The sequence below is a fragment of the Campylobacter sp. CFSAN093241 genome, assembly GCF_012889595.1.
GTDB lineage: Bacteria > Campylobacterota > Campylobacteria > Campylobacterales > Campylobacteraceae > Campylobacter_D > Campylobacter_D jejuni.
On the sequence record NZ_CP040612.1, the window covers coordinates 435563 to 462206 of the forward strand.

Annotated in this window: 24 protein-coding genes and 5 tRNA genes; 27 read left to right on the forward strand and 2 right to left on the reverse strand. The window is 32.2% G+C overall.

Annotated elements, in window-relative coordinates; genetic code table 11:
• Window positions 1-14: 14 nt before the first annotated feature.
• Genes FBE96_RS02285 through recG form a run of 3 tightly spaced genes read left to right on the forward strand, consistent with a single transcriptional unit; the run spans window position 15 to window position 4094 of the window.
• Window positions 15-1061, forward strand: a complete 1047-nt coding sequence (locus FBE96_RS02285) for a dehypoxanthine futalosine cyclase (protein WP_002868792.1) — start codon at window positions 15-17, stop codon at window positions 1059-1061.
• Window positions 1061-2281: a pitrilysin family protein gene (locus tag FBE96_RS02290; protein WP_002858609.1), complete on the forward strand. Its 1221-nt coding sequence runs from the start codon at window positions 1061-1063 to the stop codon at window positions 2279-2281. The genes FBE96_RS02285 and FBE96_RS02290 overlap by 1 nt, the downstream gene beginning before the upstream one ends.
• Window positions 2271-4094 (forward strand): ATP-dependent DNA helicase RecG, encoded by a 1824-nt coding sequence (gene recG / locus FBE96_RS02295; RefSeq protein WP_002858588.1) that lies wholly within the window; start codon window positions 2271-2273, stop codon window positions 4092-4094. Before FBE96_RS02290 ends, recG begins: the two co-directional genes overlap by 11 nt.
• On the opposite strand, the gene ctb is transcribed toward recG, so the two are convergent.
• A complete protein-coding gene (gene ctb / locus FBE96_RS02300) occupies window positions 4091-4474 on the reverse strand; it encodes a truncated hemoglobin Ctb (protein ID WP_002858471.1) in 384 nt (127 codons plus the stop codon). The genes recG and ctb overlap by 4 nt on opposite strands.
• A gap of 94 nt (window positions 4475-4568) precedes the next feature.
• Between ctb and nssR the strand changes: the two genes are divergently transcribed.
• The 19 genes from nssR (at window position 4569) to rpoC (ending at window position 21193) form a co-directional block, all read left to right on the forward strand.
• The gene (gene nssR / locus FBE96_RS02305; RefSeq protein WP_002859028.1) at window positions 4569-5165 is read left to right on the forward strand and encodes a nitrosative stress-sensitive transcriptional regulator NssR; all 597 of its coding nucleotides are present in this window, start codon (window positions 4569-4571) and stop codon (window positions 5163-5165) included.
• A gap of 15 nt (window positions 5166-5180) precedes the next feature.
• Window positions 5181-5882, forward strand: coding sequence for an amino acid ABC transporter permease (locus tag FBE96_RS02310; protein WP_002858512.1), 702 nt, complete (start codon window positions 5181-5183; stop codon window positions 5880-5882).
• Entirely contained in the window at window positions 5875-6531 is a 657-nt protein-coding gene (locus tag FBE96_RS02315) for an amino acid ABC transporter permease (RefSeq protein ID WP_002864176.1), read from the forward strand. Before FBE96_RS02310 ends, FBE96_RS02315 begins: the two co-directional genes overlap by 8 nt.
• 1 nt (window position 6532) lies before the next feature.
• Window positions 6533-7294 (forward strand): amino acid ABC transporter ATP-binding protein, encoded by a 762-nt coding sequence (locus FBE96_RS02320; protein ID WP_002858600.1) that lies wholly within the window; start codon window positions 6533-6535, stop codon window positions 7292-7294.
• Window positions 7295-7385: 91 nt separating this feature from the next.
• Window positions 7386-7461: transfer RNA gene (locus FBE96_RS02325), tRNA-Thr, on the forward strand.
• A gap of 49 nt (window positions 7462-7510) precedes the next feature.
• Window positions 7511-7596, forward strand: a tRNA-Tyr gene (locus FBE96_RS02330).
• 6 nt (window positions 7597-7602) lie between these two features.
• Window positions 7603-7679, forward strand: a tRNA-Gly gene (locus tag FBE96_RS02335).
• Between the two features lie 104 nt (window positions 7680-7783).
• Window positions 7784-7858, forward strand: a tRNA-Thr gene (locus tag FBE96_RS02340).
• 68 nt (window positions 7859-7926) lie between these two features.
• Window positions 7927-9126, forward strand: a complete 1200-nt coding sequence (gene tuf / locus FBE96_RS02345) for an elongation factor Tu (RefSeq protein ID WP_002855271.1) — start codon at window positions 7927-7929, stop codon at window positions 9124-9126.
• Between the two features lie 52 nt (window positions 9127-9178).
• Window positions 9179-9337 carry a 50S ribosomal protein L33 gene (gene rpmG / locus FBE96_RS02350; protein WP_002793551.1) on the forward strand — a complete coding sequence of 53 codons (159 nt, stop codon included), beginning with the start codon at window positions 9179-9181 and terminating at the stop codon, window positions 9335-9337.
• Window positions 9338-9349: 12 nt separating this feature from the next.
• A tRNA-Trp gene (locus FBE96_RS02355) sits at window positions 9350-9425 on the forward strand.
• An 18-nt stretch (window positions 9426-9443) separates the two neighbouring features.
• A complete protein-coding gene (gene secE / locus FBE96_RS02360; RefSeq protein ID WP_002854985.1) occupies window positions 9444-9623 on the forward strand; it encodes a preprotein translocase subunit SecE in 180 nt (59 codons plus the stop codon).
• 9 nt (window positions 9624-9632) lie between these two features.
• Window positions 9633-10166 carry a transcription termination/antitermination protein NusG gene (gene nusG / locus FBE96_RS02365; protein ID WP_002851098.1) on the forward strand — a complete coding sequence of 178 codons (534 nt, stop codon included), beginning with the start codon at window positions 9633-9635 and terminating at the stop codon, window positions 10164-10166.
• Between the two features lie 25 nt (window positions 10167-10191).
• Window positions 10192-10617 carry a 50S ribosomal protein L11 gene (gene rplK / locus FBE96_RS02370; protein ID WP_002779452.1) on the forward strand — a complete coding sequence of 142 codons (426 nt, stop codon included), beginning with the start codon at window positions 10192-10194 and terminating at the stop codon, window positions 10615-10617.
• Between the two features lie 54 nt (window positions 10618-10671).
• A complete protein-coding gene (gene rplA / locus FBE96_RS02375) occupies window positions 10672-11373 on the forward strand; it encodes a 50S ribosomal protein L1 (protein WP_002854928.1) in 702 nt (233 codons plus the stop codon).
• 151 nt (window positions 11374-11524) lie between these two features.
• Window positions 11525-12004, forward strand: a complete 480-nt coding sequence (rplJ, locus tag FBE96_RS02380) for a 50S ribosomal protein L10 (protein ID WP_002858610.1) — start codon at window positions 11525-11527, stop codon at window positions 12002-12004.
• A 20-nt stretch (window positions 12005-12024) separates the two neighbouring features.
• Window positions 12025-12402, forward strand: coding sequence for a 50S ribosomal protein L7/L12 (gene rplL, locus FBE96_RS02385; RefSeq protein ID WP_002858569.1), 378 nt, complete (start codon window positions 12025-12027; stop codon window positions 12400-12402).
• Between the two features lie 108 nt (window positions 12403-12510).
• Complete coding sequence (gene rpoB, locus FBE96_RS02390) at window positions 12511-16647, forward strand: DNA-directed RNA polymerase subunit beta (RefSeq protein WP_010891860.1); 4137 nt, start codon at window positions 12511-12513, stop codon at window positions 16645-16647.
• On the forward strand, window positions 16640-21193 hold the full coding sequence (gene rpoC / locus FBE96_RS02395; protein WP_145599575.1) for a DNA-directed RNA polymerase subunit beta': 4554 nt from the start codon (window positions 16640-16642) through the stop codon (window positions 21191-21193). The genes rpoB and rpoC overlap by 8 nt, the downstream gene beginning before the upstream one ends.
• Window positions 21194-21223: 30 nt before the next feature.
• Here the strand turns inward: rpoC and FBE96_RS02400 are convergent, their stop codons facing one another.
• A complete protein-coding gene (locus FBE96_RS02400; RefSeq protein ID WP_168952583.1) occupies window positions 21224-21985 on the reverse strand; it encodes an IclR family transcriptional regulator in 762 nt (253 codons plus the stop codon).
• Between the two features lie 230 nt (window positions 21986-22215).
• Between FBE96_RS02400 and FBE96_RS02405 the strand changes: the two genes are divergently transcribed.
• Genes FBE96_RS02405 through FBE96_RS02425 form a run of 5 tightly spaced genes read left to right on the forward strand, consistent with a single transcriptional unit; the run spans window position 22216 to window position 26640 of the window.
• Entirely contained in the window at window positions 22216-23124 is a 909-nt protein-coding gene (locus tag FBE96_RS02405; protein ID WP_002858487.1) for a dihydrodipicolinate synthase family protein, read from the forward strand.
• Window positions 23121-23384: a UxaA family hydrolase gene (locus FBE96_RS02410; RefSeq protein WP_002779462.1), complete on the forward strand. Its 264-nt coding sequence runs from the start codon at window positions 23121-23123 to the stop codon at window positions 23382-23384. Before FBE96_RS02405 ends, FBE96_RS02410 begins: the two co-directional genes overlap by 4 nt.
• Before the next feature lie 2 nt (window positions 23385-23386).
• Window positions 23387-24553 (forward strand): UxaA family hydrolase, encoded by a 1167-nt coding sequence (locus tag FBE96_RS02415; protein WP_002871641.1) that lies wholly within the window; start codon window positions 23387-23389, stop codon window positions 24551-24553.
• An 11-nt stretch (window positions 24554-24564) separates the two neighbouring features.
• Window positions 24565-25851 (forward strand): MFS transporter, encoded by a 1287-nt coding sequence (locus tag FBE96_RS02420; RefSeq protein WP_002871642.1) that lies wholly within the window; start codon window positions 24565-24567, stop codon window positions 25849-25851.
• Entirely contained in the window at window positions 25852-26640 is a 789-nt protein-coding gene (locus FBE96_RS02425; protein WP_002825115.1) for an SDR family oxidoreductase, read from the forward strand. It begins immediately after the preceding gene.
• The last annotated feature ends 4 nt before the right edge of the window (window positions 26641-26644 follow it).

Genomic DNA, 26644 nt, shown 5'->3' on the forward strand with positions numbered 1-26644 from the left:
AACAAGGAAAAATTTTGAAAAGACTGGATAAAAAAGAAGCTTTAGATTTATTACACCATGCAAGTTTAACAGAACTTGGAGAAATGGCTTATAAAAGAAAATTAGAACTTCATCCTGAAAAAATCACCACTTTTGTTGTGGATAGAAATATTAATTATACCAATGTTTGTTGTATTGATTGTTCTTTTTGCGCTTTTTATCGCCATCATAAAGAAGATGATGCTTATATTTTAAGCTTTGAAGAGATAGGCAAAAAGATAGAAGAGCTTGAAGCTATCGGGGGAACACAAATTCTTTTTCAAGGCGGGGTGCATCCAAAATTAAAAATAGAATGGTATGAAGAATTAGTTTCTTGGATAAAAGAACATTATCCAAATATCACTGTGCATGGTTTTTCAGCAGTTGAGATCGCTTATATTGCAAAAGCATCTAAAATTTCAATCACTGAAGTGTTAAAAAGATTGCAAGCTAAAGGTTTATTTTCTATACCAGGAGCAGGTGCTGAGGTGCTAAGCGATAGGGTGCGTGATATTATCGCACCAAATAAATGTGATACAGCTACTTGGTTAGAAGTACATCGCCAAGCTCATAAAATTGGTATGAAAAGTACAGCTACTATGATGTTTGGAACGGTTGAAAATGATGAAGAAATCATCGATCATTTTGAGCATTTGAGAAAATTACAAGATGAAACAGGGGGATTTAGAGCTTTTATTTTATGGAGCTTTCAAAGTGATAATACTGCTTTAATCCAAAAACATCCAGAGATTATGAAACAAAGTTCTAACAAATATTTAAGACTTTTAGCTTTAGCAAGACTTTATTTAGATAATTTTAAAAATTTACAAAGTTCTTGGGTAACTCAAGGCTCACTTATAGGCCAGCTTGCTTTAAAATTTGGGGCCAATGATTTAGGCTCAACTATGATGGAAGAAAATGTAGTAAGTGCTGCAGGAGCAAGTTATAGAATGAATCAAGATGAGATGATAAGGCTGATTAGAAGTTTAGGCGAAAATCCAGCTAAACGCAATACCGCTTATGAAATTTTAGAAAGGTTTTAATGCAGTATTTAGAGAGTAGGGGTATTAAAATCCCTTTTATTTTTGAAAAAAATTCTGATTTTCCTATTGTTGTTTTAAAGCTTGTTTTTAGAAATTGTGCTAGAAGTTATGATGAAATAGCAGGCTTAGCTAAGATGTTTTCACGTATTTTAAATGAAGGCGTGGATGATAAATTTTTTAAGGATTTAGAATTTAGAGCGATAAATTTAGAGGCAAGTAGTGGTTTTGAAAGTTTGGAAATCAATCTTTCTTGCTTGAAAGAAAATTTTGATTTTGCTTTAAAGAGTTTAGAAAAATTGCTTTTAAAACCAAGAATAGAAGAAAAAACTTTGCAAAAATTAAAAATCAATGCCTTAGGTGAGCTCGCGAGTAAAAATAGTGATTTTGATTATTTAGCAAAAAATTTACTCAATGCTCAAATTTTTAAATGTAAAGAATTTCAAAGTCCAAATGATGGAGATGAAAAAAGTATAGAAACTTTGTCTTTAAAAGATTTGCAAAATTTTTATAAAAATTTTATCCATCTTAGTGATTTGGTTGTGATTTTAGGAGGAGATTTAGAAGAAAAACAAGCCAAGGAAGATCTTTTAAAACTCTTATCAAAACTTCAAATAGGCAAAAAAAATACTCCAAAAAAATATGAGTTAGGCAAAAACATCAAAGATGAAATTTTGGTACGCCCAGAAAGTGAACAAGCTTATATTTATTTTGCTACGCCTTTTTTTGCTGATTTTAAAGATAAGGATTTATATCTTGCAAAAATTGCCTTATTTGTGCTAGGGCAAGGAGGATTTGGTTCAAGGATTATGGAAGAAATTCGTGTTAAAAGAGGTCTTGCATACTCAGCTTATGCTATGCTTGATATGAATATGTCTTTTTCTAGAGTTTTTGGATATTTACAAACTAAAAATGAAAGCGCTAAAGAAGCTAAAAAAATCGTAAAAGAGCTTTTTGAAGATTTTATAAAAAATGGCATGACTCAAAATGAACTTGATCAAGCTAAAAATTTTCTCATAGGATCAACTCCTTTGCGTTATGAAAGCTTAAGCAAGCGTTTATCTATGTCTTTTAACGAATTTTATCAAGGTTTAAATTTGGGATATTATAAAGAAGAGTTAAAACTTATGGAAAAGGTTAAACTTGAAACCATAAATGCTTATATTAAAAAACATCAAGAGCTTTTAAATATAAGTTTTGCAAGCATACAAAATGAAAATTAAAGAAAGTGATTTTGAATTTTTTAAAAAATTAAAAATTAGAAGTGCTATTGATTTAGCGCTTCTTTTACCTAAAAAAATTGAAAATTTAAATCCAAGTAAAAATCCTAAAGAAAATGAAATTTGTACCCAAAAAATCACTATAAAAAGCGTTAGTTCAAGAAAAAATCAACTTTTTGGTTTAGGTTTTTGTGAGGAATGGCAAGAAAATATTTCTTTTGTGTTTTTTCATCCTAGAGCTTGGCATTTTGGTATTTGTAAGGTAGGAAAAGAGCTTATTTTTAATGCTAAACTCTCGCATTTTAATCACACTTGGCAATTTAACAATCCTAAAATTTTAACTTCTTTTGAGGGTTTTAGTCCAAAGTATCAAATTTTAGGTTTAAAAGATACAAAAATTGCTGCTTTTATACATAAATATCTTAATTATGAAAATTTAAAAGAAAGTGGCATAGAGGATAAATATATACATTTTCTTTTAAATTTGCATGCTTATGATGAAAAAAGTTTTTTTATGTTTGAAAATTTGCAAAATTTTAGCAAAGATTTAAAATATATAGAAATATATAATTTTTTAAAGCGTTTAAAAGCTAAAAAAACGCATTTTAAAGCTCATCAAATCAATGTTTTTAATATAGCCAATTGGCTTAAAGATTTGCCTTTTTCTCTTACTAAAGATCAGCTTAATGCCTTAAAAGACATAGAAAAAGATTTACACTCAAAAGAAGCCAAAAGGCGTGTGATTATGGGTGATGTGGGGTGTGGTAAAACCTTGGTTTTACTTGGTGCGGCTTTGATGGTTTATCCTAAGCAAGCTATTTTAATGGCACCTACTAGTATTTTAGCGTATCAGCTTTATGAAGAGGCTAAGAAATTTTTACCTGATTTTATGAATATTTTGTTTATTAAAGGGGGTAAAAAAGAAAAAGATTTAGAACAAAATATCCAAAAAGCAAATCTTGTTATAGGCACTCATGCTCTAATTCATTTAGAAAGCCATAATGCCGTACTTGTAATGATAGACGAACAACATCGTTTTGGATCAGCTCAGCGTGAGAAAATTCATTCTTTAAATAAACAAGAATTTGCCCCTCATTTTATACAGTTTTCAGCTACGCCTATTCCAAGAACTTTAAGCATGATACAATCTGAACTTTTAAATTTTAGCTTTATTAAACAAATGCCTTTTAAAAAAGATATTACAACTTATTGCATACAAAATGAAGGTTTTTCTAAGCTTAGCGAGAAGATCAAAGAAGAAATCGCTAAAAATCATCAAATTATCATTATTTATCCCTTATTGAGTGCTAGTGATAAGATTCCTTATCTTTCTTTAGAGCAGGCCAAAGAATATTGGCAGAGTCATTATGAAAAAGTTTTTGTAACTCATGGAAAAGATAAACAAAAAGATGAAATTTTAGAGCGTTTTAGAGACGAGGGAAATATTTTACTAAGCACTACAGTGGTGGAAGTAGGTATTTCTTTGCCAAGATTGAGTATGATAGTGATTGTAGGAGCGGAACGTTTAGGACTTGCTACTTTACATCAACTTCGTGGCCGTGTAGGTCGTGTAGGGCTTAAAAGTGCTTGCTATCTTTATACTAAGCTTAAAGAAATTCCGAGTCGTTTAAAAGAATTTGCTAGCACTTTAGATGGGTTTAAAATAGCAGAGCTTGATCTTAAAAATCGTTTGAGTGGAGATTTGCTCGATGGTTTTATGCAACATGGAAATGAGTTTAAATTTTTTGATTTTTCCAAGGATGAGGAGATTTTAGAAAAGGTAAAAAAAGATTTGGCAAAAAAATTGCCAAATTAATGTCCGCCGTACTTGTAAAGCATATTTTGAAAATGTGAAGCTATCATTTGTGCACGCTGTAAAATGACATTTTTCATTTCTTCATTATAAACTATATTTAAACTTTCTTCAAAAAGTTTTAGCCAAATTTCAAAAAACTCTTGAGGAAAAGGAGGTAGATCTAAGTGCTTTTTTAAGGGTTGCCCATTATAATCACCTTCGCCTAAAAGCATGCCTGCCCAAAAATTTCCTATTTTTGCTTTATGTTCTTTCCATTCTTCATCGCTTGTTCCAATAGCATTGTTAAAAATAGGACCTAAATCCTTATCTTTTCTAACTTTTTCATAAAATATTTCCATGAGTTTTGCTATGCTTTCTTGATTAATTGTTTCAAATTTCATATAAGCCTTTCTTAAATGTTAATTTTATGGCGTTAATATAGCAAAAATAAGATAAATTAAATTTAACATAAGTTAAGAATGGAAATATTATATAATGAAAGATTATTTAGAACTTTTATCTAGTGTAGGAAAATTAAAAAAATTTCAAAAAAATAGTATTTTATTTTATGAAGGCGAAGAGGCTAAAAAATTTTTTATTTTACTCAAGGGAAAAATACGCATTTATAAAAGTACAGCAAGTGATAAAGAAATTACTTTGCATTATTTTAATCCTCCAAATTTTATAGCAGAAATGCCTGCTTTTAAAAAATTAAATTATCCTGCTAATGCTGTTTTTGAAGAGGATGGAGAAATTTTGGAAATTGATTTTATTAATTTTCAAAATTTATGCAGTGAAAATAAAGAATTCAATTTTTTACTTATCAGTTCACTTTTTGATAAAATTAAAATTTTAGAAAAGAAATTATCTCAAAATGCATTAGATTTAAGGACGAGATTATTAAAGTATCTTTTGGAAAATGAAAAAAATTTAGATACAATTTCACAAAAACAAATTGCAATTGATTTAAATGTTAGAGCGCAATCTTTATCTCGAGTGTTAAAAGAACTTAAAATTTCAGAACTTATTGATACAAAAAAAGGTAGAATTGAAATTTTAAATAAAGATATGATCATGAAAGAACTTTGGTAAAATTTAAGGTAGAGAATGGATTTTGATTTTATATTAGCTCAAGCTCCTGCTTTTTTAACGGCTGCTTGGCTTACGATAAAACTAAGCTTTTTTGGAATTATTTTTTCTTTGATAATAGGTTTGTTTTGTATTTTAATGAGTTATTTTAAAATAAAAATTTTAGAAAATATTTGCAAGCTTTATATAGAGTTTTCAAGAAATACGCCTTTATTAATTCAACTTTTTTTCTTATATTATGCTTTACCTAAATTTAATATACATTTAGAGCAAATTCCACCGCTTGATTTGATTTGCTTAAGCGTAGAAGAAACTTTAAGGCCTTCTTTTGCTTGTGCTATAGTAGGACTTAGTTTTTTAGGAGGTTCTTATATGGCTGAAAGTTTAAGAGCGGGATTTGAAGCCATAAGAAAACAGCAGTTTGAAGCGGGACTTTCTTTGGGTTTTTCAAAATTTGGAAATTTGCGTTATGTGATTTTGCCGCAAGCTTTGGCTATTTCTATGCCAAGTATTAGTGCTAATATTATATTTTTAATCAAAGAAACTTCAGTCGTTAGTATTATTGCCTTGCCAGATTTGGTGAATTTAATGAAGAGTTTAAATTCCTTAACCTATAAGACAGATGAGCTATTGTTTTTGTTGTTTATGGGATATTTATGCATTATTTTGCCTTTGTCTTTTATTTTGCTAAAGTTTGAAAAAAGGTTGCTTCATGCTTGAACTTTTAAATACCGATACGCTTTTAAGACTCTGGCAAGGGCTTTTTGTCACTCTTGAAATTTCATTTATCAGCATTATTATTACTTCGATAGGTGGGTTATTTTTAGGAATTTTAATGAGTTTTAAAAATACCTATATCTATGCTTTTTGTCGTTTGGGTTTAGAATTTGTGCGTGTTATGCCACTTTTAGTATGGCTTTTTGTGGTGTATTTTGGTTTTCCTAGATGGTTTGGGTGGGATTTGAGTTCTGTAAGTGCAGCTATTATTGTTTTTAGCATTTGGGGTTGTTTTGAGATGATGGATTTGGTGCGTGTTTCCTTGCAGAGTATTCCAAAACATCAGTATGAAAGTGCATCATCTTTAGGTTTAAATACGGTGCAAAGTTTTGCTTATGTTATTATTCCACAAGCTATGCGTCGTTTAACTCCTATGAGCATGAATTTACTTACTCGTATGATTAAAAGTACAACCTTTGCTTATTTAATCGGCGCGGTAGAGCTTGTAAAAGTAGGGCAACAAATTATAGAATTTCATAATAGAAATGATTTTGCACCTTTTATTATTTATGGTTTGATTTTTTTTATCTTTTTTATACTTTGTTATCCTATCACTTTATATTCAAGAAAATTAGAGAAAAAATGGAGCTAAAATGAGTATACTAAAAATAGAAAATTTACAAAAGTATTATGGTTCGCATCATGCTTTAAAAGATATTAATTTAGAAGTTAAGGCTAAAGAAGTTGTGGTGATTTTAGGTCCTAGCGGATGTGGAAAATCTACGCTTTTGCGTTGTATTAATGGGCTTGAAGAGATTGCAAGTGGTAATATTTATATTGATAATGAGAAAATAGATAAAGATTTTAAAGAATGGCCAAGAATGCGTCAAAAAGTTGGTATGGTTTTTCAATCTTATGAGCTTTTTGAGCATTTAAGTGTTGAAGAAAATATACTTCTAGGGCCTATGAAAGTGCAAAAAAGAAAGAAAGATGAGGTTTTAAAAGAGGCTAAAATTTGGCTTGAAAAGGTGGGGCTTTTGCATAAAATTCATGCTTATCCAAGAGAACTTAGCGGAGGACAAAAGCAAAGAATTGCCATAGTAAGAAGTTTATGCATGAATCCTGAGTTAATGCTTTTTGATGAGGTTACAGCAGCGCTGGATCCTGAGATTGTCAGAGAAGTTTTAGAAGTGATGTTAAATCTTGCAAAAGAGGGTATGACTATGCTTATTGTTACTCATGAAATGGGTTTTGCTAAAGCTGTAGCAGATAAAATTATTTTTATGGATGAAGGAAAAATCATCGAAGAAAATGATCCTAAAAGTTTTTTTAAAAATCCAAAAAGCGAAAGAGCAAAGAAATTTTTAAATTTATTTGATTATCATAATATAGATAAAAATAATATTGGTTTATGATAATAAAATTTACAAGACTAAAATTTTATAGAAAAACTAAAAAAGTCTTGACAAAATTTTTTTTTTGAGTTATAATCTTACTTTTATTTTTGCTGGTTTAGCTCAGTTGGTAGAGCAGCTGCCTTGTAAGCAGCAGGTCGGGGGTTCAAGTCCCTTAACCAGCTCCATTTATTTTAGCAGTGTTTGACCAGAATATTGAAAAAGCAATATTTTTATGGTGAGTTACTCAAGTGGCCAACGAGGGCAGACTGTAAATCTGCTGGCTTTCGCCTTCCGTGGTTCGAATCCACGACTCACCACCATGCTTTGCGGGAGTAGCTCAGTTGGCTAGAGCATCAGCCTTCCAAGCTGAGGGTCGCGGGTTCGAGTCCCGTTTCCCGCTCCAATAATTTAAAAGAACTGGGAGCTGTATTTTAAAACCTTTAACTTACAGTATATATCCCATTTAAGAGTTTTTGTTGTCTGTTATTGTGTATAATTTTTCTGAGCGCTCGTATGGCTCAGAGGTAGAGCACTCCCTTGGTAAGGGAGAGGTCGCGGGTTCAATTCCCGCTATGAGCTCCATGAATTGAAAAAATTATATAGATATAAGACTTGCTTTGCTCAATTTATTTTTTATACGGAGGAAAAAAATGGCTAAAGAAAAATTTTCACGTAATAAGCCACACGTAAATATTGGTACTATTGGTCATGTTGACCATGGTAAAACTACTTTAACAGCTGCTATTTCTGCTGTTCTTTCTAGAAGAGGTTTAGCAGAGCTTAAAGATTATGATAATATCGATAATGCTCCAGAAGAAAAAGAGCGTGGTATTACTATTGCTACTTCTCATATTGAATATGAAACAGACAATCGTCACTATGCACACGTTGACTGCCCAGGTCACGCAGATTATGTTAAAAACATGATTACAGGTGCTGCACAAATGGATGGAGCGATCTTGGTTGTTTCTGCTGCAGATGGCCCTATGCCACAAACTAGAGAGCACATTCTTCTTTCTCGTCAAGTAGGCGTTCCATATATTGTTGTTTTTATGAATAAAGCAGATATGGTTGATGATGCTGAACTTTTAGAGTTAGTTGAAATGGAAATTAGAGAATTATTAAGCTCTTATGATTTCCCAGGCGATGATACACCTATTATTTCTGGTTCTGCTTTAAAAGCTCTTGAAGAAGCTAAAGCTGGACAAGATGGTGAATGGTCAGCAAAAATTATGGATCTTATGGCTGCAGTTGATAGCTATATTCCAACTCCAACTCGTGATACTGAAAAAGACTTCTTGATGCCAATTGAAGATGTTTTCTCAATTTCAGGTCGTGGTACTGTTGTTACAGGTAGAATTGAAAAAGGTGTTGTAAAAGTAGGTGATACTATCGAAATCGTTGGTATTAAAGATACTCAAACAACAACTGTAACAGGTGTTGAAATGTTCAGAAAAGAAATGGATCAAGGCGAAGCAGGAGATAACGTAGGTGTTCTTCTTCGTGGTACTAAAAAAGAAGAAGTTATCCGTGGTATGGTTCTTGCTAAACCAAAATCAATTACTCCACACACTGACTTCGAAGCTGAAGTTTATATCTTAAATAAAGATGAAGGTGGTAGACATACTCCATTCTTTAACAACTATAGACCACAGTTTTATGTAAGAACAACTGATGTTACAGGTTCGATTAAATTAGCTGATGGTGTTGAAATGGTTATGCCAGGTGAAAATGTGAGAATTACTGTAAGCTTGATCGCTCCAGTAGCACTTGAAGAAGGAACTCGTTTTGCTATTCGTGAAGGTGGTAAAACTGTTGGTTCAGGTGTTGTTTCTAAAATTATTAAATAATTTAATAAAGCCAAGTTAAAAGCTTGGCTTTAATTTTTTAAGGAAAATTGAAATGAGAATTAAAGTTGGTTTAAAGTGTGAAGAATGTGGTGATATTAATTATAGCACCTATAAAAATAGTAAAAATACTACTGAAAAATTAGAATTAAAAAAATATTGCCCAAGATTAAAAAAACATACACTTCACAAAGAAGTTAAGCTAAAAAGTTAAGCTTGCGCCCTTAGGGCAATAGCTCCAACGGTAGAGCGCCGGATTCCAAATCCGATGGTTGGGGGTTCGAATCCCTCTTGCCCTGCCATAATTAAGGTTTAAATAAATGGAAAAATTAATAACTTATTTTAAATTATCAAAAGCCGAATTAAGGAAAGTAATTTTTCCTTTAAAAGAACAGGTAAGAAATGCCTATATTACAGTTTTTGTGGTTGTTGCGGTGATTTCTTTGTTTTTGGCGTTAGTGGATTGGCTTATGTCCTCTATTGTTTCTGCGATCGTATAAGGAGAGTAAATGAGTACTCATAAATGGTATGCAATTCAAACTTATGCTGGCAGTGAAATGGCAGTTAAAAGAGCCATTGAAAATTTAGTAAAAGATAACGGAATTGAAGAACAACTTAAAGAAATTGTTGTTCCAACTGAAGATGTTATTGAATTTAAGAATGGAAAGGAGAAGATTAGCGAAAGAAGTTTGTATTCAGGATACGTTTTTGCACTTCTTGATTTAAATACAGAGCTTTGGCATCGCATTCAATCTCTTCCAAAGGTTGGTCGTTTTATTGGAGAATCCAAAAAGCCAACCCCTTTAACAGAAAAAGATATTAATTTGATTTTGGAAAAAGTTCACAATCGTGCAGCGCCTAAACCAAAGATTTCTTTTGAAGAAGGGGAAAATGTGAGAATCACAGAAGGGCCATTTGCAAACTTTACTGCAATTGTAGAAGAGTATGATATGGTTCGTGGTTTATTAAAATTAAATGTTTCTATTTTTGGACGTTCAACTCCAGTGGAGATCTTATATTCTCAAGTTGAGAAAATAATTTAATTTATATCAAGTAAGGAGATTTGTTATGGCTAAAAAAGTCGTAGGCGAAATTAAATTGCAAATTGCTGCCACAAAAGCAAACCCATCACCACCTGTTGGTCCTGCTTTGGGTCAGCAAGGTGTTAATATTATGGAGTTTTGTAAGGCTTTTAATGAAAGAACAAAAGATATGGCAGGTTTTAATATCCCTGTTGTTATCACTGTTTATGCAGATAAAAGTTTTACTTTTATTACAAAACAACCGCCAGCTACGGATTTGATCAAAAAAGCAGCTGGAATTTCTAAAGGTACGGATAATCCACTTAAAAATAAGGTGGGTAAGTTAACTCGTGCTCAAGTTTTAGAAATAGTAGATAAGAAAATTGCAGATTTAAATACTAAAGATAGAGATCAAGCTGCTAAAATTATTGCAGGTTCAGCTCGTTCTATGGGTGTTGAAATCGTAGATTAATCCTTTCACCGCCAAAGTAAAAGGCGGTAGCACTTTAAAATGCGGAGAAAATAAATGGCTAAGATAGCAAAAAGATTAAAAGAATTATCACAAAAAATTGATTCAAATAAAGAGTATGCTTTAAGCGATGCAATTGATACAATAAAGACTTTAAAGTCTGCTAAATTTGATGAGACTGTAGAAATTGCTTTAAAACTTAATGTTGATCCAAGACATGCAGATCAAATGGTAAGAGGATCTGTTGTTTTACCTGCTGGAACGGGTAAAAAAGTTCGTGTTGCTGTAATTGCAAAAGACGCAAAAGCTGATGAAGCGAAAAATGCTGGTGCAGATATTGTGGGTAGCGATGATTTAGTAGAAGAAATTCAAAAAGGTAATATGAATTTTGATGTTTTGATTGCTACTCCAAATTTAATGGGACTTGTTGGTAAAGTTGGTAGAATTTTAGGGCCAAAAGGTTTAATGCCAAATCCTAAAACTGGAACAGTGACTATGGATGTTGCTCAAGCAGTTAATAATGCAAAAAGTGGTCAGGTAAATTTCCGTGTTGATAAGCAAGGAAATATCCATGCAGGTCTTGGTAAAGTAAGTTTTTCCAAAGAACAATTATGGGATAATGTTAGCACTTTTGTAAAGGCAATTAACAAACATAAACCTGCTGCAGCTAAAGGTAGATATATTAAAAATGCGGCTTTATCTTTGACAATGAGCCCTTCTGTAAAGCTTGAAACACAAGAATTGCTTGATATGAAATAAGAGTTGCTTTTTTGCAACTCTTTTGTTTTAAAATAAACATTTGAAAAAATTTTTGATTTTTTGAAATGTTTATTTTAGATTGAAGATAGTCGAGGCGTAAGCTTAATTGGATTTCCACTCTACTTGAAATCTCAATCGGAAAGGAGAAAATGTGACTAGAAGCGAAAAAGTTGAGATTATTGCTAAACTTGAAGAAGGTTTTAAAGCTAGTGAAGCTATTGTAGTTTGTAATTACAGAGGTCTTAGCACAAAAAAACTAGAAGAGCTTAGAAATAATGCAAGAGAAAACAATGTAAAAGTTCAAATTGTTAAAAATACTTTGGCTAACATTGCTCTTAACAATTCCGGTAAAACAGGTCTAGTTCTTAAAGATACAAATATTTATCTTTGGGGCGAAGATCAGCTAAGTGTTTCAAAAGTAGCTGCTAAATTTGAAGAAAATAACGATAAATTTGAAATCAAAACAGCTCATATTGAAGGCGAAGTTGCAGATGTTGCTAAGGTTAAAGCTCTTGCTAAAATGCCTTCACGCAATGAGTTGCTTGCTATGCTTTTGCAAGTTTGGAATGCGCCAATTACCAATTTCACAATAGGTTTAAATGCGCTTAAAAATAAAAAAGAATCTGAATAAATTAAATAAAAGGATAAAAAATGGCAATCTCTAAAGAAGATGTATTAGAATATATTTCAAATTTAAGTGTTCTTGAGTTATCAGAACTTGTAAAGGAATTTGAAGAAAAATTTGGTGTGTCTGCTGCTCCTGTAATGGTAGCTGGTGGTGCTGTAGCTGGTGGTGCTGTAGCTGCTGCTGAAGAAAAAACTGAATTTGATATCGTTTTAACTGATGGCGGTGCTAAAAAGATTGAAGTTATTAAAATCGTTCGTGCTCTTACAGGCCTTGGTCTTAAAGAAGCAAAAGATGCAGTTGAGCAAACTCCTTCAACTCTAAAAGAGGGTGTGGCTAAAGCTGAAGCTGAGGAAGCTAAAAAACAACTTGAAGAAGCTGGTGCTAAAGTAGAACTTAAGTAATTTTAAGCTTTAAAGTTAGAAGAAGATTTGCCAAGGCAAGTCTTCTTTTTTTATTTTTACCTAATTTTTAGGTCTTCTTTTTTAAATTTACAAAATTTACCATGAGGTATGTGCGATATGTTAGATAATAAATTAGGAAATCGTTTAAGAGTAGACTTCTCAAACATTTCAAAACAAATAGAAATCCCAAATCTTCTACAATTACAAAAAAAGAGTTTTGATTATTTTTTAAATCTTGATAATGGTGAAAGTGGTATAGAAAAAGTTTTTAAATCAATTTTTCCTATTCATGATCCGCAAAATAGATTGAGTCTTGAATATGTTAGTAGTGAAATAGGCAAGCCAAAATATACCATTCGCGAATGCATGGAAAGAGGTTTGACTTATTCTGTAAATTTAAAAATGAAAATCCGTCTTACTCTGCATGAAAAAGATGAAAAAACAGGGGAAAAAGTTGGCGTAAAAGATATTAAAGAACAAGAAATTTATATCCGCGAAATTCCTTTAATGACAGATCGTGTATCTTTTATCATTAACGGGGTTGAGAGAGTGGTTGTAAATCAATTACATAGAAGCCCTGGTGTTATTTTTAAAGAAGAAGAAAGTTCAACGGTTGCAAATAAGCTTGTTTATACAGCACAAATTATTCCTGATCGTGGTTCGTGGCTTTATTTTGAATACGATGCCAAAGATGTTTTGTATGTAAGAATCAATAAGCGTAGAAAAGTTCCTGTAACTATGCTTTTTAGAGCTTTAGGGTATAAAAAACAAGATATTATTAAGTTGTTTTATCCTATTCAGACTATACATGTGAAAAAAGATAAATTTTTAACAGAATTTAATCCAAATGATTTTATGGATAGAATAGAATATGATATTAAAGATGAAAAAGGAAAAATCGTTCATCAAGCTGGAAAAAGACTTACAAAGAAAAAAGCAGAACAGCTTATTAAAGACGGTTTAAAATGGATAGAATATCCTGTAGAAATTTTACTTAATCGTTATTTAGCAAATCCTATTATTGATAAAGAAAGTGGAGAGGTTTTATTTGATTCTTTAACTTTGTTAGATGAGAGTAAGCTTGCTAAGATTAAAGAGCAAAAAAGTTTTGATATAGCAAATGACTTGGCTAATGGCGTTGATGCAGCGATTATTAACTCCTTTGCCCAAGATGGAGAAACTCTAAAACTTCTTAAACAAAGTGAAAATATCGATGATGAAAATGATTTAGCTGCGATTAGAATTTACAAAGTTATGCGCCCAGGTGAACCTGTGGTAAAAGATGCAGCGAAGGCTTTTGTAAATGATTTATTCTTCAATCCTGAAAGATACGATCTTACCAAGGTAGGTCGTATGAAAATGAACCATAAATTAGGTCTTGAAGTACCTGAGTATGTTACTGTTTTGACTAATGAAGATATTATTAAAACTGCAAAATATTTAATTAAAGTAAAAAATGGTAAAGGACATATTGATGATAGAGATCATTTAGGAAATCGTCGTATCCGTTCTATAGGTGAACTTTTAGCCAATGAACTTCATTTAGGTCTTGCAAAAATGCAAAAGGCGATCAGAGATAAATTTACTTCTTTAAATGCGGATCTTGATAAAGTAATGCCTTATGATTTAATCAATCCTAAAATGATTACTACAACTATCATTGAATTTTTTACAGGAGGTCAGCTTTCGCAATTTATGGATCAAACCAACCCTTTAAGCGAGGTTACTCATAAGCGTCGTTTGTCAGCGCTTGGTGAAGGTGGACTTGTAAAAGAAAGAGCAGGTTTTGAAGTGCGTGATGTTCACGCGACACATTATGGTAGAATTTGTCCAGTTGAAACACCTGAAGGTCAAAATATTGGTTTGATTAACACTCTTTCTACTTATGCAAAAGTAAATGAACTTGGCTTTGTTGAAGCGCCATATAGAAAAGTTGTAAATGGTAAAGTGACTAATGAAGTTGTTTATCTTACAGCGACACAAGAAGAAGGCTTGTTTATCGCACCAGCTTCAACTAAGGTTGATGCTAAAGGCAATATAGTAGAAGAATTTGTTGAGGCTAGGCAAGATGGTGAAACTATACTTGCAAGACGCGAAGAAGTGCAATTAATCGATCTTTGCTCAGGTATGGTTGTTGGAGTTGCAGCTTCTTTGATTCCGTTTTTAGAGCACGATGATGCAAACAGAGCGCTAATGGGTTCAAACATGCAACGTCAAGCTGTGCCACTTCTTACTGCTTCAGCTCCGATAGTAGGAACAGGTATGGAACAAATTATTGCGCGTGATGCTTGGGAAGCTGTTAAAGCAAAGCGTGGCGGTGTGGTTGAGAAAGTGGATAATAAAAGCATTTTCATTTTAGGTGAAGATGATAAAGGTCCATTTATTGACCATTACACTATGGAGAAAAATTTAAGAACCAATCAAAATACAAATTATATTCAACACCCTATTGTTAAAAAAGGTGATATAGTAAAAGCAGGACAAATTATCGCAGATGGTCCTTCTATGGATCAAGGCGAACTTGCTATAGGTAAAAATGCTTTAATCGCTTTTATGCCTTGGAATGGTTATAACTATGAGGATGCTATAGTTGTAAGTGAGAGAATTATTCGTGAAGATACTTTTACAAGCGTGCACATTTATGAAAAAGAAATTGAAGCAAGAGAACTAAAAGACGGTATAGAAGAAATTACCAAAGATATTCCAAATGTAAAAGAAGAAGATGTTGCGCATCTTGATGAGAGCGGTATTGCAAAAATTGGTACCCATATCAAACCAGGTATGATTTTGGTGGGTAAGGTTTCTCCAAAAGGTGAGGTTAAACCAACTCCTGAAGAAAGACTTTTAAGAGCGATTTTTGGAGAAAAAGCAGGACATGTTGTGAATAAATCCCTTTATGCAACCGCTTCTTTAGAGGGTGTTGTTGTGGATGTTAAAATTTTCACTAAAAAAGGCTATGAAAAAGATGATCGCGCAATAAAATCTTATGATAAAGAAAAAATGGCTTTAGAAAAAGAGCATCATGATAGACTTTTGATGATGGATAGAGAAGAAATGCTTCGTGTTTGTGCTCTTCTTTCCAAAGCCTCTTTAAATAGCGATCAAAAAATTGGAGATAAAAATTATAAAAAAGGACAAACTGCAGATATTAGCGAACTTGAAAAAATCAATCGTTTTACTTTAACAACTTTGATTAAAGCTTATTCTAAAGAGATTCAAAAAGAATACGATGATTTAAAAAATCATTTCCAAAATGAGAAGAAAAAATTAAAAGCAGAACACGATGAAAAGCTTGAAATTTTAGAAAAAGATGATATTTTACCAAGTGGGGTAATTAAGCTTGTTAAAGTTTATATTGCTACAAAAAGAAAGCTTAAAGTCGGTGATAAAATGGCAGGACGTCATGGAAATAAAGGTATAGTTTCAACTATAGTTCCTGAAGTAGATATGCCTTATTTGCCAAATGGTAAGAGCGTGGATATTGCGCTTAATCCACTTGGCGTTCCAAGTCGTATGAATATAGGTCAAATTTTAGAAAGTCATTTAGGTTTAGTTGGACTTAGACTTGGGGATCAAATTCAAGAAATTTTTGATAGAAAGCAAAAAGATTTTCTTAAAGAATTAAGAGCGAAAATACTTGAAATTTGTTCTATTCCAAGACTTGCAAACGAAAAAGAATTTATTAAAAGCTTAAGCGATGAAGAGCTTTTAAACTATGCTAGAGACTGGAGTAAAGGAGTTAAATTTTCTACTCCTGTTTTTGAAGGTGTAAATATAGAAGAATTTAGCAAGCTTTTTAAAATGGCTAAGATAGATATGGATGGCAAAACAGAACTTTATGATGGACGCACGGGGGAAAAAATTGCAGAGCGTGTTCATGTAGGATGTATGTATATGCTAAAACTCCATCACTTGGTTGATGAAAAAGTTCATGCAAGAAGTACAGGACCTTATAGCTTGGTTACCCAACAACCTGTGGGTGGTAAAGCACTCTTTGGGGGACAAAGATTTGGAGAAATGGAAGTTTGGGCACTTGAAGCTTATGGAGCGGCTCACACTTTAAGAGAAATGTTAACCATAAAATCAGATGATGTAGAAGGTAGATTTAGTGCCTATAAAGCATTGACAAAAGGTGAAAATGTTCCAGCAACAGGAATTCCTGAAACATTTTTTGTATTAACCAATGAGCTTAAATCTCTTGCTTTAGATGTTGAGATTTTTGATAAGGATGAAGATAATGAGTAAATTTAAAGTAATAGAAATTAAAGAAGATGCAAGACCTAGAGATTTTGAAGCATTTCAACTAAGACTTGCAAGTCCTGAAAAAATCAAATCATGGTCTTATGGAGAAGTAAAAAAACCAGAAACTATTAATTATAGAACCTTAAAGCCTGAAAGAGATGGGCTTTTTTGTGCAAAGATTTTTGGACCTATAAGAGATTATGAGTGTCTTTGTGGTAAATACAAAAAAATGCGTTTTAAAGGCGTTAAGTGTGAAAAATGTGGTGTTGAAGTAGCAAATTCAAAAGTGCGTCGTTCTAGAATGGGGCATATCGAGCTTGTAACTCCTGTGGCTCATATTTGGTATGTTAATTCTCTTCCAAGCCGTATAGGAACGCTTTTGGGTGTTAAGATGAAAGATCTTGAGCGCGTGCTTTATTATGAAGCTTATATTGTTGAAAACCCAGGTGATGCTTTCTATGATAATGAAAGTACTAAAAAAGTGGAATATTGCGATGTTTTGAACGAAGAGCAATATCAAAATTTAATGCAACGCTATGAAAATAGCGGCTTTAAAGCAAGAATGGGTGGAGAAGTTGTTCGTGATTTACTTGCAAATTTAGATCTTGTAGCGCTTTTAAATCAGCTTAAAGAAGAAATGGGGGCTACAAATTCAGAGGCTAAGAAAAAAACTATCATTAAACGCTTAAAAGTTGTAGAAAATTTCTTAAATTCAAATTTAAACGCCAATACCAATAGCGACGAAGCTGTACCAAATCGTCCTGAATGGATGATGATTACAAATCTTCCAGTTTTACCGCCAGATTTGCGTCCTTTAGTGGCTTTAGATGGTGGGAAATTTGCAGTTTCTGATGTGAATGACTTATATCGTCGTGTTATCAATAGAAATACACGTCTTAAAAAACTTATGGAACTTGATGCACCTGAAATCATTATCAGAAATGAAAAAAGAATGCTTCAAGAGGCTGTTGATGCGCTTTTTGACAACGGTCGTCGTGCTAATGCTGTAAAAGGAGCAAATAAACGCCCATTGAAATCTTTAAGTGAAATCATCAAAGGGAAACAAGGACGTTTTAGACAAAATCTACTAGGTAAAAGGGTGGATTTCTCAGGTCGTAGCGTTATTGTTGTAGGTCCAAAACTTAGAATGGATCAATGCGGTTTACCTAAAAAAATGGCTTTAGAGCTTTTTAAGCCACATCTTTTAGCTAAGCTTGAAGAAAAAGGTTATGCAACCACAGTAAAACAAGCTAAAAAAATGATAGAAAATAAAACCAATGAAGTTTGGGAATGTTTAGAAGAGGTAGTAAAGGGACATCCTGTTATGCTAAACCGTGCACCTACTTTGCATAAGCTTTCTATCCAAGCTTTTCATCCTGTTTTAGTGGAAGGTAAGGCTATACAACTTCATCCTTTGGTTTGTGCAGCATTTAACGCAGACTTTGATGGGGATCAAATGGCAGTGCATGTACCGCTTTCTCAAGAGGCTATTGCAGAATGTAAAGTGCTTATGCTTTCATCAATGAATATTCTTTTACCAGCAAGCGGTAAGTCTGTAACCGTTCCATCGCAAGATATGGTTTTAGGAATTTATTATCTTTCGTTGGAAAAAGCAGGTGCTAAAGGTTCGCATAAAATTTGTACAGGCATTGATGAAGTGATGATGGCACTTGAAAGCAAGTGTTTGGATATTCATGCGAGCATACAAACTATGGTAGATGGTAGAAAGATTACCACTACAGCAGGAAGATTGATTGTTAAATCCATCTTGCCTGATTTTGTGCCTGAAAATAGTTGGAATAAAGTCTTAAAGAAAAAAGACATTGCTGCGCTTGTAGATTATGTTTATAAACAAGGTGGTTTAGAGATTACAGCAAGTTTCTTAGATAGACTTAAAAATTTAGGTTTTGAATATGCAACTAAAGCAGGTATTTCAATTTCGATTGCAGATATTATTGTTCCTAATGATAAACAAAAAGCTATCGATGAAGCAAAAAAACAAGTAAGAGAAATTCAAAATTCTTATAATCTCGGTTTGATTACTTCAGGGGAAAGATACAATAAAATCATTGATATTTGGAAAAGTACAAACAATGTTCTTTCAAAAGAAATGATGAAGCTTGTAGAAAAAGATAAAGAAGGTTTTAACTCTATTTATATGATGGCAGATTCTGGTGCTAGGGGTAGTGCAGCTCAAATTTCTCAGCTTGCTGCGATGAGAGGACTTATGACCAAACCTGATGGTTCTATTATCGAAACGCCTATTATTTCAAATTTCCGTGAAGGGCTAAATGTTCTTGAATACTTTATTTCAACTCACGGTGCTAGAAAAGGTCTTGCAGATACCGCTCTTAAAACAGCAAATGCGGGTTATTTGACAAGAAAACTCATCGATGTTGCACAAAATGTAAAAATTACCATTGAAGATTGTGGAACACATGAGGGTGTTGAAATCAATGAAATTACCGCAGATAGTTCTATTATAGAAACTTTAGAAGAAAGAATTTTAGGCAGGGTTTTAGCTGAGGATGTGATTGATCCTATTACAAATTCTGTGCTTTTTGCGGAAGGTACTTTAATGGATGAGGAAAAAGCAAAAATTCTTGGCGAAAGCGGTATAAAAAGTGTCAATATCCGCACTCCTATTACCTGCAAAGCTAAAAAAGGAATTTGTGCAAAATGTTATGGTATCAATCTTGGTGAAGGTAAATTAGTAAAACCAGGCGAAGCAGTGGGAATTATTTCCGCTCAATCTATCGGTGAACCAGGAACGCAGCTAACTCTAAGAACTTTCCATAGCGGGGGAACTGCAAGTACGGATTTACAAGATAGACAAGTAAGCGCACAAAAAGAAGGTTTTATAAGATTTTATAATCTTAAAACTTATAAAAACAAAGAAGGTAAAAATATCGTAGCAAATCGTAGAAATGCGGCGGTTTTACTTGTGGAGCCAAAAATCAAAACTCCATTTAAAGGTGTGATTAATATAGAAAATATTCATGAAGATGTGATTGTTTCTATTAAAGATAAAAAACAAGAAGTAAAATACATATTAAGAAAATACGATCTTGCTAAACCAAATGAATTAGCAGGTGTAAGTGGCAGTATAGATGGAAAACTTTATTTGCCATATCAAAGCGGCATGCAAGTAGAAGAAAATGAAAGTATCGTAGAAGTGATTAAAGAGGGTTGGAATGTACCAAATCGTATTCCTTTTGCGAGTGAAATTTTAGTAGAAGATGGCGAGCCTGTAGTTCAAAATATCAAAGCAGGCGAAAAAGGAACACTCAAATTTTACATCCTTAAAGGCGATGGTTTAGATAGAGTAAAAAATGTTAAAAAAGGTGATATTGTTAAAGAAAAAGGATTCTTTGTAGTGATTGCTGATGAAAATGATAGAGAAGCAAAAAGACACTATATCCCAAGAGAATCTAAGATAGAATTTAACGATAGTGAAAAAATCGATGACGCAAATACTATCATTGCAAGTGCTCCTAAAAAAGAAAGAAAAGTGATTGCAGAATGGGATGCTTATAATAATACTATCATTGCAGAAATTGATGGTGTTGTAAGCTTTGAGGATATTGAAGCAGGTTATAGTGCCGATGAGCAAATTGATGAAGCTACAGGTAAGCGTTCTTTAGTAATTAATGAGTATTTACCTAGCGGAGTTAGACCAACTTTGGTAATTGCAGGAAAAGGTGATAAAGCTGTGCGTTATCACCTTGAACCAAAAACCGTTATTTTTGTTCATGATGGCGATAAAATTGCTCAAGCAGATATTTTAGCAAAAACTCCAAAAGCAGCAGCTAAATCAAAGGATATTACAGGAGGTCTTCCAAGAGTTTCTGAACTTTTTGAAGCAAGAAAACCAAAAAATGCGGCTGTGATTGCAGAAATTGATGGTGTTGTTCGTTTTGATAAGCCTTTGCGTTCTAAAGAAAGAATTATTATCCAAGCAGAAGATGGAACAAGTGCTGAGTATTTAATCGACAAATCAAAACATATTCAAGTAAGAGATGGAGAGTTTATTCATGCAGGTGAAAAACTTACAGATGGAGTTGTTTCGAGTCATGATGTGCTTAAAATTTTAGGTGAAAAAGCCTTGCATTATTATTTGATTTCTGAAATTCAGCAAGTTTATCGCGGACAAGGTGTTGTGATTTCTGATAAACATATAGAAGTTATCGTTTCTCAAATGCTAAGACAAGTAAAAGTTGTAGATAGTGGACATACGAAATTTATTGAAGGTGATTTGGTTTCAAGACGTAAATTCCGTGAAGAAAATGAAAGAATCATTAGAATGGGTGGAGAACCAGCTATTGCCGAGCCTGTGCTTTTAGGTGTAACAAGAGCAGCGATTGGAAGTGATAGTGTGATTTCTGCGGCTTCATTCCAAGAAACTACCAAAGTTTTAACTGAAGCAAGTATAGCAGGTAAATTTGACTACTTAGAAGATTTAAAAGAAAATGTTATTCTAGGTAGAATGATTCCTGTTGGAACAGGGCTTTATGGCGAACAAAATTTAAAACTTAAAGAACAAGAATAAAACTCTATTTTATAGCCCTTCGGGGCTATATTAATACAGTGTATCTAAATCATTAAAATAAATTTTTAAAACTTTTTCTATTTTATTTTTTTCTTCTAGAAGTATTTTTTTATTTTTTTCTCTAAAAGCTTTATTAGAGCAATAAATTAGATAAGATATACTAATGGCAGCAATTATTTTATTTTTATGTTCTATGCCTATAGCCATACATTCAATTTGAGGATTCATTTCTCCAATTTCTATGACAATTTTTTCTTTTTTAATTTGCTTGATTTGTTGATAGAGTTCATTTATATTATTTAAGGTGTTTTCTGTAATTTTATCAAAATTTTTAGGATAAAGTTTTTCTAATTCCTTTTTATTTTTATTTGATAGTAAGGCTTTGCCTAAAGATGTTGCATAAGCAGGATACGAAGTGCCTATAAAAGATTTTAATTGTACTGTATTATTGGCATCAATTTTTTCTAAATAAAGCACATTTCCATCTTTTAAAATTCCCATTTGACAAGTTTGATTGGTTAAATTTCTTATATTTTTCATATGCTTTTTGATTATTTCAAAAATATTATTTTCATTTTTTATATTACATCCTAATTCTATAATCTTAAAATCCAAATAATAACTTTTATTTTTTAAATCACATTTGATATATTTTTTTTCTTGAAGAGTTTGTAAAATAGGCCAAAGAGTTCCAGCAGGAATGTTTAATTTTTTAGCTATAGCACTTAAGGTAAGCTTTTCTTTTGCAAGTAATTCTAGAATATTTAACACTCTAAGAGTGGGCTGATGCATATTGTCTTTATCCTTGTTTTATTTTTATAAATTTTAGCATATTTTTTACTTTTAGTAACATAAAATCATAATTTTTATTATTTATTAATTTTAATATTTTTTTTGTAAAAATTGGCAGTTAATAAGAATAAAATACGAATTTTTACCAAGTTAACAGCTTGATTTTTTTACAAATATTTTGTTATATTTTTTGTATATAAATATATTTTTGTATATACAAAAGGAAAAAAATGGGAATTTTAAAAGGAACTTTACCGGCTTTACTTACTCCATATAAAGATGATGGAAGTATCAATGAAAAAGAATTTATTCGCTATTGTGAATTTGGTATTTCTAAAGGCTTGAACGGATTGTTTTGTAATGGAAGTGCAGGGGATTCTCAAGCTTTGAGCGTGGAAGAGCAAGTTAAGTTAATGAAACTCACCAAAAAGGCTACAAAAAATAATATACCTATCATCACGGGTATTACCTCGACAATTTATGAAAACACTTTTATTTTGGCGCAAAAAGCTTATGAATTAGGTCTTGATGCCTTATTACTTGCTATGCCTTATTATTATAAATTGAGTGAAGATGCACTTTTTGAATATGTAAAATATTTAGCTTCTGAAGTGAAACTTCCCTTATATGTTTATAATATACCTCTTTTTGCACCAGCACTAAGCTTAAAATTTATAGAAAAGGTTTCAAAGCTTGATAATGTTGTGGGTATAAAAGATAGTAGCGGAGATGCTTTGCTTTTAAATCATATTTTAGATGTAGTACCTAGTAATTTTGATGTTTTTGTAGGAAGAGAAGAATTTTATGTAGGTGCATTATTAGCAGGTGTAAAAGGTTCTATGACTAGCATAGGTGGAGTTTTTCCAGAACTTATGAGCGAAATTTACAAATCAATCAATGAAAAAAATATAGGCAGAGCTTTGCTAATACAAAAAAGTTTATTAAAGGCCATAAGATTTGGTATGAGCATAGCTTTTCCTATGGGTTTTGCTTTGCTTTTAAAGGCCAGAGGATTTGAATTTGTAAATGCTAGTATTCATCCTTTATCACCTGCTACAAAAGAAGAATTAAACACTCGCTTTGATGAAGCAAAAGAGCTTATTAAAACTATAGAAAAAGAAACAGGTATAAAACTATGAAAGGATATATTATAGTCAATGAAAAAGACAATGTTGCCACAGCTTTGCGTGACTTTAAAAAAGGCGAAAAAGTGGCAAATATTGAGCTTTTAAATGATATTGCAAGCGGACATAAATTTGCACTAAAGGATATAAAAAAAGATGAAATTATTATCAAATACGCAGAAGCTATAGCTAGTGCAAGTTGCGATATTAGTACAGGGGAATGGGTGCATATCCATAATACTGCGGGAATTAGAGGTCGTGGAGATAAGGAATGAAAATGAAAAAGATAATGGGTTATAGAAGGGAAGATGGAAAATTTGGCTTAAGAAATAAAGTCATTATCATACCAAGTGTACATTGTGCTAATAAAGTGTGTGAAAATATAGCTAGAAAATGTAATGGGGCAGTTTATATCAACCATCAGCATGGTTGCTCCCAGCTTGAATTTGATGCTTTACAAACTAGAGATGTTTTAATAGGTCATGGGAGCAATGCCAATGTTTTTGGTGTTTTAATTATAGGGCTTGGTTGTGAGGTAATACAAGCCAAAGCAGTAGCAGAAAAAATCAAAGAAGCAACGCCTTATAAAAAGGTTGAATATTTAGTGATACAAGAATGTGGTGGTAGTAAAAATACCATTGAAAATGGTATCAAAATAGTCAATGAAATGCTTGAAAGTGCTGCAAAATTACAAAAAAGTGAAGGAGATTTCAGTGATTTGATTTTAGGCACAGAATGCGGTGGAAGTGATAGCTATAGCGGACTTAGTGCTAATCCTGCTTTAGGAAGTTTGAGTGATTTTGTAATCGATGAGGGTGGTGCGGTAATTTTAGCAGAAACTACAGAACTTATAGGTTGTGAAGCCATACTAGCTAAGAGAGCAAAAAACGATGAAATAGCTAAAAAGGTATATGATAAGATTTTAGCTTATGAGAATTTAGTCAAATCTTTTCATGCTGATATTCGAGGAGCAAATCCTAGCCCAGGAAATATGGCAGGCGGGCTTAGTACTATAGAGGAAAAATCTTTAGGCTGTGTTTATAAGGCAGGAACTAAAACCTTAATGGATGTGATTGATTATGCTAAGCCTGTAGTTTCTAAAGGTTTAACTTTTATGAATACACCAGGCAATGATATAGAACAACTTAGTGCTATGGTTGCAGGTGGAGCAAATATTTGTGTTTTTACTACAGGTCGTGGCACTCCAACGGGTTCTGCTATCGTGCCTACTATCAAAATGAGTTCTAATACTTTTTGTTATGAAAATATGAATGATGCTATTGATATTAACGCAGGAAGCATTATAGATGGGGTAAAAACAAAAGAAGAAGTGCGTGATGAGCTTATAGAATTAATCGTGCGAATTTCAGATGGAGAATTGGTAAAAGCCGAGCTTAACGAGCAAAATGATTTTTCAGTTTGGAGACTTGCTACAACTTGTTAAAGGGTAAAGTGATGAAACATGCAAATTCAATAAAGTTAGAGTTAGTATGTAAAAAAATATCTTGGCGTATTTTGCCTTTGATTGTTTTGATGTTTTGTCTTTCTATGCTTGATAGGACAAATATTAGCTTTGTGAAATCTCATATAGAAATTGATGCAGGCATCGGTGAGGCTGCTTATGCTTTGGGTGCTGGAATATTTTTTATAGGTTATGCCATTTTTGAAGTGCCTTCAAATTTATTTTTGCATAAATTAGGAGCAAAAATTTGGTTGAGCCGTATAATGATCACTTGGGGTCTTGTAACTATGGCAATGATTTTTATACAAGGAGAAATAAGTTTTTATGTATTAAGATTTTTATTGGGTTTAACTGAAGCAGGTTTTAGTCCAGGCATTATTTTATACCTTGGTTATTTTTTCCCAGCTATATATCGATCTAAGGCTTATGGAATTTATCAAATGGGAGTTCCAATTGCTTTTGTTTTTGGTTCTTTAATTAGCGGTTTTATACTTGATTATACACCAAATATATATTTTAAAAATTGGCAATGGATGTTTTTAATAGAAGGAGGTATTACCGTTTTAGTAGGTATTTTTTGTTTATTTTATCTTGATTCACATCCAAAAGATGCAAAATGGTTAGATATAAAAGAAAAAGATATTTTGCTAAAACATATTGAAATTTCCAATACTAAAGCTAAGGATTATTCTATAAAAGATATTTTTAAAAGTATTTTGGTGTGGAAATTTGTATTTGTTTATTTTTGTATTCAATTAAGTGTTTATGGAGTGCTTTTTTATTTACCAAGTAAAATTGCCCAAATATTGCAAATAAATGTAGGTTTTGAAGTTGGACTTTTAAATGCCATACCTTGGATTTTTGTTTTTATCGCCTTGCCAATATTTACCTCATTGGCTGATAAAAAACATTCTTGGAATTTACATGCGATTTTATTTTTACTGCTAGCAAGTTTGAGCATGATAGCTTCAACTTTTGTTACAAATTTGGCGGCATTTTTATTTTTTATTAGCTTGGCTGCTATAGGTTTTATAGTCATTCAGCCTATATTTTGGAATTTGCCAACTCAAGTTTTAAAAGGAAAAGGAGCCGCGGCTGCTATTGCTCTTATAGGATCCTTGGGAAATTTAGGAGGTTTTGTAGCTCCTACTTTAAAAACATATATAGAAAATCATTTTGGAGTTGAGTTTGGACTTATAGTGTTAGCATTGATAGCAATTTTAGGTGTATTGGTATTAATACATTTAAAAATAACTTTAAATTTAGATAAAGGAGAATAAATGGATTTAAAAATTAAAAATAAGGTTTGTATTATTACAGGAGGAGCTAAAGGTATTGGGTATGGTATTGCTAAATTATGGGCAAGCGAAGGCGGAATTCCTGTAATTTTTTCAAGATCTATGCCTAAAGAGCACGATAAAGAATTAAAAAAATTATCTAGTGAGTATGAATTTTATGAAATTGATTTAAAAAATTATGAGCAAATTGAAAAGCTTGTAAAAAAAGTTGCTATCAAACATGGTGGAATCTATGCTCTTGTAAATAATGCAGGTACAAATGATAATTTACATATTGAAAATACAAGTACTCAAGATTTGATAAAATCTTATGAAAATAATCTTTTTCATTATTATACTATGACCAAAGAATGTTTGCCTTACATTAAAAAAGAACAAGGCAGTATTTTAAATATAGTGAGTAAAACAGGCATCACAGGACAAGGAAGAACTTCAGCTTATGCTTCGGCCAAAGCGGCTCAAATGGGTTTTACTAGAGAATGGGCTTGTGCTTTTGCTAAGGATAATGTTAGGGTAAATGCTATAGCTCCTGCTGAAGTTATGACTCCTCTTTATGAAAAATGGCTGCAAAATTTTCCTAATCCTAAAGAGCAATATGAAAAAATCGCAAAAGCTATACCTTTAGGCCATCGTTTTACTACCATAGAGGAAATTGCAAATACAGCGGTTTTTACACTTAGTCCCCTTGCTTCACATACTACAGGGCAAATTTTAATGCCAGATGGAGGTTATGTGCATTTAGATAGAGCATTAAATTGGGATGAAAACTAAGGAG

Excerpts from the sequence above, each read along its gene's own strand:
- FBE96_RS02400 (WP_168952583.1), bottom strand. The coding sequence starts at position 21,985 with ATGCATCAGCCCACTCTTAGAGTGTTAAATATTCTAGAATTACTTGCA.
- rpoB (WP_010891860.1), top strand. The coding sequence starts at position 12,511 with ATGTGCGATATGTTAGATAATAAATTAGGAAATCGTTTAAGAGTAGAC.
- rplL (WP_002858569.1), top strand. The coding sequence starts at position 12,025 with ATGGCAATCTCTAAAGAAGATGTATTAGAATATATTTCAAATTTAAGT.
- FBE96_RS02415 (WP_002871641.1), top strand. The coding sequence starts at position 23,387 with ATGAAAAAGATAATGGGTTATAGAAGGGAAGATGGAAAATTTGGCTTA.
- secE (WP_002854985.1), top strand. The coding sequence starts at position 9,444 with ATGGAAAAATTAATAACTTATTTTAAATTATCAAAAGCCGAATTAAGG.
- FBE96_RS02310 (WP_002858512.1), top strand. The coding sequence starts at position 5,181 with ATGGATTTTGATTTTATATTAGCTCAAGCTCCTGCTTTTTTAACGGCT.
- rplK (WP_002779452.1), top strand. The coding sequence starts at position 10,192 with ATGGCTAAAAAAGTCGTAGGCGAAATTAAATTGCAAATTGCTGCCACA.
- rpmG (WP_002793551.1), top strand. The coding sequence starts at position 9,179 with ATGAGAATTAAAGTTGGTTTAAAGTGTGAAGAATGTGGTGATATTAAT.
- FBE96_RS02315 (WP_002864176.1), top strand. The coding sequence starts at position 5,875 with ATGCTTGAACTTTTAAATACCGATACGCTTTTAAGACTCTGGCAAGGG.
- FBE96_RS02290 (WP_002858609.1), top strand. The coding sequence starts at position 1,061 with ATGCAGTATTTAGAGAGTAGGGGTATTAAAATCCCTTTTATTTTTGAA.
- tuf (WP_002855271.1), top strand. The coding sequence starts at position 7,927 with ATGGCTAAAGAAAAATTTTCACGTAATAAGCCACACGTAAATATTGGT.
- nusG (WP_002851098.1), top strand. The coding sequence starts at position 9,633 with ATGAGTACTCATAAATGGTATGCAATTCAAACTTATGCTGGCAGTGAA.
- rplA (WP_002854928.1), top strand. The coding sequence starts at position 10,672 with ATGGCTAAGATAGCAAAAAGATTAAAAGAATTATCACAAAAAATTGAT.
- rpoC (WP_145599575.1), top strand. The coding sequence starts at position 16,640 with ATGAGTAAATTTAAAGTAATAGAAATTAAAGAAGATGCAAGACCTAGA.
- FBE96_RS02320 (WP_002858600.1), top strand. The coding sequence starts at position 6,533 with ATGAGTATACTAAAAATAGAAAATTTACAAAAGTATTATGGTTCGCAT.
- FBE96_RS02410 (WP_002779462.1), top strand. The coding sequence starts at position 23,121 with ATGAAAGGATATATTATAGTCAATGAAAAAGACAATGTTGCCACAGCT.
- nssR (WP_002859028.1), top strand. The coding sequence starts at position 4,569 with ATGAAAGATTATTTAGAACTTTTATCTAGTGTAGGAAAATTAAAAAAA.
- FBE96_RS02425 (WP_002825115.1), top strand. The coding sequence starts at position 25,852 with ATGGATTTAAAAATTAAAAATAAGGTTTGTATTATTACAGGAGGAGCT.
- FBE96_RS02420 (WP_002871642.1), top strand. The coding sequence starts at position 24,565 with ATGAAACATGCAAATTCAATAAAGTTAGAGTTAGTATGTAAAAAAATA.
- ctb (WP_002858471.1), bottom strand. The coding sequence starts at position 4,474 with ATGAAATTTGAAACAATTAATCAAGAAAGCATAGCAAAACTCATGGAA.
- FBE96_RS02405 (WP_002858487.1), top strand. The coding sequence starts at position 22,216 with ATGGGAATTTTAAAAGGAACTTTACCGGCTTTACTTACTCCATATAAA.
- recG (WP_002858588.1), top strand. The coding sequence starts at position 2,271 with ATGAAAATTAAAGAAAGTGATTTTGAATTTTTTAAAAAATTAAAAATT.